Annotated in this window: 8 protein-coding genes; 5 read left to right on the plus strand and 3 right to left on the minus strand. The window is 37.5% G+C overall.

Annotation, left to right across the window (positions count from 1 at the left end; all coding sequences use genetic code 11):
• Positions 1-917: 917 nt before the first annotated feature.
• The 5 genes from JEM49_RS10720 (at position 918) to JEM49_RS03540 (ending at position 3,851) form a co-directional block, all read left to right on the plus strand.
• Positions 918-1,394, plus strand: a complete 477-nt coding sequence (locus JEM49_RS10720) for a hypothetical protein (protein WP_242509748.1) — start codon at positions 918-920, stop codon at positions 1,392-1,394.
• On the plus strand, positions 1,366-2,220 hold the full coding sequence (locus tag JEM49_RS03525) for an SLAP domain-containing protein (RefSeq protein WP_242509750.1): 855 nt from the start codon (positions 1,366-1,368) through the stop codon (positions 2,218-2,220). The genes JEM49_RS10720 and JEM49_RS03525 overlap by 29 nt, the downstream gene beginning before the upstream one ends.
• Positions 2,221-2,590: 370 nt before the next feature.
• Complete coding sequence (locus tag JEM49_RS10450) at positions 2,591-2,857, plus strand: hypothetical protein (RefSeq protein WP_242509751.1); 267 nt, start codon at positions 2,591-2,593, stop codon at positions 2,855-2,857.
• A gap of 176 nt (positions 2,858-3,033) precedes the next feature.
• Positions 3,034-3,315, plus strand: a complete 282-nt coding sequence (locus tag JEM49_RS03535) for a hypothetical protein (RefSeq protein ID WP_201873667.1) — start codon at positions 3,034-3,036, stop codon at positions 3,313-3,315.
• The gene (locus tag JEM49_RS03540) at positions 3,291-3,851 is read left to right on the plus strand and encodes a hypothetical protein (protein WP_201873669.1); all 561 of its coding nucleotides are present in this window, start codon (positions 3,291-3,293) and stop codon (positions 3,849-3,851) included. Before JEM49_RS03535 ends, JEM49_RS03540 begins: the two co-directional genes overlap by 25 nt.
• A 149-nt stretch (positions 3,852-4,000) precedes the next feature.
• Here the strand turns inward: JEM49_RS03540 and JEM49_RS03545 are convergent, their stop codons facing one another.
• The 3 genes from JEM49_RS03545 to JEM49_RS03555 form a co-directional block, all read right to left on the minus strand.
• A complete protein-coding gene (locus tag JEM49_RS03545; protein ID WP_201873671.1) occupies positions 4,001-5,356 on the minus strand; it encodes an SLAP domain-containing protein in 1,356 nt (451 codons plus the stop codon).
• A gap of 521 nt (positions 5,357-5,877) precedes the next feature.
• The gene (locus JEM49_RS03550) at positions 5,878-6,147 is read right to left on the minus strand and encodes a DUF2922 domain-containing protein (protein ID WP_201873673.1); all 270 of its coding nucleotides are present in this window, start codon (positions 6,145-6,147) and stop codon (positions 5,878-5,880) included.
• Between the two features lie 48 nt (positions 6,148-6,195).
• Complete coding sequence (locus JEM49_RS03555) at positions 6,196-6,411, minus strand: DUF1659 domain-containing protein (RefSeq protein WP_201873674.1); 216 nt, start codon at positions 6,409-6,411, stop codon at positions 6,196-6,198.
• Positions 6,412-6,618 lie beyond the last annotated feature (207 nt).

A 6,618-nucleotide genomic window follows, 5' to 3' on the forward strand; every position in this document is an offset into this window, starting at 1 on the left:
GATCTACAATGCCGTTAGAGACGGTAAGCCCTATCCATCCCCGCATTAAAATACGGGGATTTTCGGGCGTTTTTCATTAAAAATACTTCTACCTACAAAAATATTCTTTCTTTAAGTAAAAATCCTCAGCAAATTGCCAACGAAATTACAGCAATCGATATTTTACATCGACAAAATAGCAAAAGAATAAAAGAAATTCTAAGCCACGATATCTCTAAAGAAATAATTGATTATTTTAATGACAGTATTTTTGAATCTACGGTCAATAAAGGAACGGATTTTTTCGATCCTAATGGTAAAGGAAAATTTAGAGTTTTTTCTATTTATGCAATTAACCCAGATAATTTAAATGATAATACACAAAACTTAATAGTAATTTTGATAGATCCATATCATTTAGTCTGTCCTGTTGCTAATAGACAAAAAAATTTTAACAAAGATGAAAATCGACACTATACTTTCGAAAAATATAAAGAATGTAGACACTCGCTAAGCGACCTATTCAAAGAGAAATTTGATAATTCCGATTCAGTTCGCTACATTCACTTAAACGCCTTTGCCTCAAAATAAGCTCATGATTACTCAAAATCATGGGCTTTTTCTTTTGCATCCCTTACGCTTAACATCCTCTATCTTCAGACCCGGATTACACGCGGCGGAATAAACCCACCCAATCCACCCCTAGCATATAAGAGAAAAAATCACTCCACTAAAATCAAATTTAAGGATCACGTACACAATATACGTGCTTCAGGCATGACGCCTGTACGCATGCTGATTCTTCAGCAAGACTACTACCTCATGAGAGTTATAGACTCATGGATCTTGCTTTGAAGAGTTTTGTACATTATAGGCTCCTTTCCATGCTGAACCTATGGCCTATTACATTTTTTATATTTCAAGGAGTAAAAGACCACATGAAGAAAAATTTAAGAATTGTTAGCGTTGCTGCTGCTGCTTTATTAGCTGTTGCTCCTGTCGCTGCTTCAGCCGTTTCTGTTAACGCTGCTAGTGTTACTTCCGCTACTCAATTAGGTAAGGTACCTACTTTAGCTAATGGTGATGCTGTAAATGTTAAGCCAAATATTTCATTAAACACAGTACATGGTTCAATTAAGGCAGCTATTTCTGTATCATTTGACGCTACTTTTAACGGTACTACTGCTACCTCAAACTTTAAGCCTGGATACTCAAACATCCAACTTTTCCACGGTAGCAAGGAAATTACTAATTTACAAGATGTTCATTACCTTACTGCAGGTTCAACTTACCGTGTTGTAATGAGCCATGTTGGTTTAAACTTTGGTTCACAAAACGCAAACAAGGAAATCACTTTAACTATGCCTGAAGGCGATTTCTTCCAACTTGCATCAAACAAACTCAAGAACTATTAAGCTTGACCAAAACGGTACTGTAACCTTGAACCAAGTTGCTATCAACGTAACTGCTAAGGACTTTGCTAACCCAGCTGTTGTTGCTTGGTACGACAGAGAAACTAACGTTAACGTAACTAGCGGTAACATTACTTTAGATGCTGGTAAGATGAACGTTGCTCAATTTGTAGCTGCTGCAGAAAACAAGTATGTTGCACGCAACAATGCAGGTGACAAGCACAACAGTCAATCAAGTACTATTTCATACAGCAACAACATCAAAGAAGCTTTAAAGGCTATGAACATTGATATTGATGCTAATGGTTGGTTTGTTGCTCCTAAGTCATTTACTTTTGAAATGACTGCTTCAGCAAACAACAATGATGCTTCAGCTAAGTTACCAATTACTGTTACTGTTCCAAACGGTAAGGACGTAACTCTAGCTACTGTTCCAAGTCAAAGCAAGACTATTATGCACAACGCATACTTCTACGACAAGGACGCTAAGCGTGTTGGTACTGACAAGGTCACCCGTTACAACACTGTAACTGTTGCTATGAACACCACTAAGCTTGCTAACGGTATTTCATACTACGAAGTTATCGAAAACGGCAAGGCAACTGGCAAGTACATCAACGCTGACAACATCGACGGTACTAAGCGTACTTTGAAGCACAACGCATACGTTTACAAGACTTCAAAGAAGCGTGCTAACAAGGTTGTTCTTAAGAAGGGTACTGAAGTAACTACTTACGGTGGTGCTTACACCTTCAAGAACGGCAAGAAGTACTACAAGATCGGTGCTGACACCAAGAAGACTTACGTTAAGGTTGCTAACTTTGAATAAAAATTAGCCAACATTGACTAAGCGAGAAAACGAGGCATTGCCTCGTTTTTTCTTTTGCACTAAAAAGCTCATGATCTCAATAATCATGGGCTTTTTATACGTTTTCTATAATTCATAACTAATAAATAACATAAACCTTATATTTATGCATATTAATATAAACATGTGAGACCGTAAAATAGTTTGTGTAAGGATGAATTATTCCTTAATTTAATTTCCTAAAACATTAGAAAAAGGAGTTCCTTACGGTTTTAGAAAAGCATGGGAAAATCGCAAGTTAGTTGGTGGAGCACTAAAGGCCGCACATGTCCGTCCCGATTACCACTTGTATTATGATCTATTTCAAGAAGGTCTGATTGTTTACGCCGAAATGCTCGAAGAATTATCTACCGACAAGGCTCGCACAGAAATTGATAAGTTAAGTTTCAAGAAGGTTCTCTGGCAGACATTGAATAGACTGAAGCGCGAACAGCGTGTATGTGAACGTAACACAGATATGAATGAAGCTTACGATCTTGGCGAAGAAGCCGATTGGAACAACTTAGTTGTCTTGAAGCAGGAAGTTAACAAGTTGAGTAAGATGGAGCAAGTTATTTTCTATGATCATTTATTTCTAACAAGAAGATCACAGAATTAGCCGCAGAATACGGCATCTCACGCAGAACCCTCACCCGTCTCAAACATGATTTGCTGATGAAGTTGCGGAAGATGTTGGCGAAATAATTTATTTTGCCAGGAAAAAATGCCCCCCTTTTTTGCGTATTAAATAGTGGGAACTATTTTACTGATGTACAAGCTATTATGAGGTAAAATATGAGAAAAAGAATAACCCGATATCCTGGCATTACGCAAGATCTGGTATTTGGCCATGTGATGAGCAAGAAGAAAAATTGCCTAGAGCTGCTCCGCCGTGCTTATCCTGAGTTGAATTTGCAGAAGATTAATGTAATCACTCAATATGACGGCAACATTGGTCTTGAGAGCAAAAACTTTCGCTTAGATGTCTGGGCACAAGATGACAAAGGTCGTATCTATGACATCGAAATGCAGACGACTAATATGCAGAACGCATGCAGTATTACGCTGCGGGGTTGAACAACTTCACTTTGAAATCGGGCCCACCTTACACTAAGCTTAAATCTACTTACGTTGTGTTTTTCTGTACGTATGATCCATTCGATCAGGGTGAAAGCATGTATGAATTCAATTTCTTTGATCGCAAGACCAAGACTATAGAATTTAACGCAGGCATGCATATCAAAGTTTTCAACTCTAAGGGCAAGAACCGCGATCTTAACCAAAAGATGTTGGATTTCTTGGATTATATGAATGGCGTAATTAACCATGCTCAAGGCTATATTGCCGACTTGCAAAAGGATATCGATCATTATGTTAATAGTGAAAAGTGGGGCGATGACATGGATAAGTTGGCTTATGAAATGAATCAGGTTGCGATGAAGGCAGCAGAAAAGGCTACTAAAAAGAAAGCTATAGAAGATGCAGTTACGTTAATTCAAGCATTAAAGCAAGTAGATCTTTCTTCTGAAGTGATTTTTGAAAAAGTATTGCAAGATTACAGTAACGATTTATCTAGCGATGAGATTAAGAAGCTAGTAGAAGAAAATTATTAAGCAAAAATTGTAATTAAGTAAAATAGTTCCTAGAAGCTGGCATGCATGAAGCATGCTGGCCATTTTTATGCAAAAGAAAAAACGAGGCAAATGCCTCGTTTTCCCTTTATTTAGTTAGCGTGTACTAGCTATCTTGTTGACCAAGAATATTAGTCAAAGTTTGCAACCTTAACGTAAGTCTTCTTAGTGTCGTTACCGATCTTGTAGTACTTCTTGCCGTTCTTGAATGTGTATGAACCACCGTAAGTAGTTACAGTTTCACCCTTCTTAAGAACAACCTTGTTAGCACGCTTCTTTGATGAACGGTATACGTATGCGTTGTGCTTCAAAGTACGCTTAGTACCATCGATGTTGTCAGCGTTGATGAACTTACCAGTTGCCTTACCGTTTTCGATTACTTCGTAGTATTCGATACCGTTTGAGAACTTAGTCTTGTTCATTGAAACAGTAACAGTGTTGTAACGGGTAACCTTGTCAGTACCTACACGCTTAGCGTCCTTGTCGTAGAAGTATGCGTTGTGCATAACAGTCTTGCTTTGACTTGGAACAGTAGCTGGAGTTACTTCCTTGCCGTTTGGTACGTTAACAGTTAATACCATTGTTGCCTTAGCATTAGTAGTGTCTGAAGTTGCTAAAATGTTAAGGCTAAATGACTTAGGAGCAGTAAAGTAACCATTAGCATCAACAGAAATGTTTTGAGCTCTCAATTCCTTAGCAATTTCGTTAGCTGAAACAACAAAATCGCCGGTGCTTGCTGAACCATTCAATTGACCAACTACGTAGTTCTTATCAAATTCAGTAACAATTTGGCTAACGTTCATCTTTGAATCGTTACCTGCGTAAACAGTAATGTTGCCAGTAGTTGTAGTTTGACCGTTTTGTTTGTTAAGGAACAAAACTGCAGTAGCATCGTTTGAGTTAACTACTTTAACGTTCTTAACTGAAAGAGTATTGAAAGTTAATAAACCATTCTTGTTGATCTTAACTTTAATATCTTTACTCTTAGTACCATCAGTAGTGTACTTGCTTGCAGCATCACTAGCGTTTACGTAGTTATCTGTAGAAACAGTAGCTACCATACCTGCTGGAACAGTGATAGTAACTTCCTTGTTAGCATTTGAAGTACCAAAGTTAATAGAAGTATCTGCTGGGTATGCTACAGTGTATTTACCTGGTTTACCTTGATCGGCAGTATTGTTTGCAGTAGCAACCATGTTAGCATCAGCTGGTAAAATAGCTGAGAAGTTGCTACCTGCTAAGTTAGCAGAAATAGAACCACCAACATGGAAAGTGTCAGGGTATGCTACATCACCATTCATGCTTACAACACCTGATAATGATGATGAAAGCTTTACAGTTGAGTTGTCTGGTAATGGAGTTAATGAATTACCGATACTTACAGTAGTATTTACATCTGCGTTAACTGATACAGCGGAAGCAGCAACAGGAGCAACAGCTAATAAAGCAGCAGCAGCAACGCTAACAATTCTTAAATTTTTCTTCATGTGGTCTTTTCCTCCTTGAAATATAAAAAATGTAATAGGCCATAGGTTCAGCATGTGATAGGAGCCTATAATGTACAAAATTCTTCAAAGCAAGATCCACGAGTTTATAACTCTCGCGAGGTAGTAGTCATTGCTGAAGAATCAGCATGCGTACAGGCGTCATGCCTGAAGCACGTCCTATTACTTACCACGATTCATATTGTACTAACCTAAGCAAAAAATAGCAAGTTAAATTAATTGAAAATCCCTTTTTGTAATATTTGCCCACTTTCTTACCCCGCCGCGCATTTTCGCCTCCCTCAACTTTTCAATTAATTCAATCGTAGTCATAACAAGAAAAGGCGGACTTCCGTCCGCCTTTAATTTTTTATTTATTTTTTAAAATTTTACAAACATATAACAAAATCATCTGAAAAAAGTAATATTTCTATACGATTTCTTTAAAACATTTTTGTGTGTAGTTATCTTATTTTCTATGTAATTGTCTAATTATTTGAATGATTTCTAACAGCAAAGACAGATTAGTCTTGCTTATCAGCAGATGCTGATTCAGAATTTGCGCCATCATTAAAGATATCACTAACAGTACGTTCAACGTATGATGCGGACACCGGAGTTTGGTAATATGCAACACCGTCTTTCTCGAAGACGTTAGCTGATGCAATAGTACTCATTGCAGTACGAACTTGGTCTTCAGTAAGGTTATCTACAGCGTCAGCTAAAATAATACTGTTCTTCTTCTTTTCGCCATTTAAGAAAGTCAATTTCAAAGTTTTAGTAGTTGTAGCCATTTTATTTTCTCCTTATTTCCTTATTATAGCGGTCCTGTTCCCGTCTTATTATTCAGCAGCTTCGATAACGCGTTGCTTTTGCACTAAGATGACATCGTCAAGACTGTCTTCTTGTAAGCCTGCAATTGCTTGACCCACTTCTTTGAGATCTTCAGCTGCAGCGCCCTTCTTCACGTTCTTGATCATGCGACTCTTAAGTCCGTTAGTGTATCTCTTATTGCCAAATGTATATTGGATTGATTGTTCTGCTAATTCAAAGTTCATAATTTTCTCCTACCTTATTTAATAATTTGATTTGAATTGTTGTAATCAACCTGCCGGCCAGATATCTTACACTATTACTAACAATCTGAGATCCAAAAATGAGCCAAAGTTTTTAACGAAAAGCGCCCGAAAATCCCCGTATTTTAATGCGGGGATGGATAGGACCAAGCTGACCTAGCAGTCAGCTTTTTTATTAAAAAAATAGAG

This window comes from Lactobacillus sp. A27 (assembly GCF_016742815.1).
Lineage (GTDB): Bacteria > Bacillota > Bacilli > Lactobacillales > Lactobacillaceae > Lactobacillus > Lactobacillus gallinarum.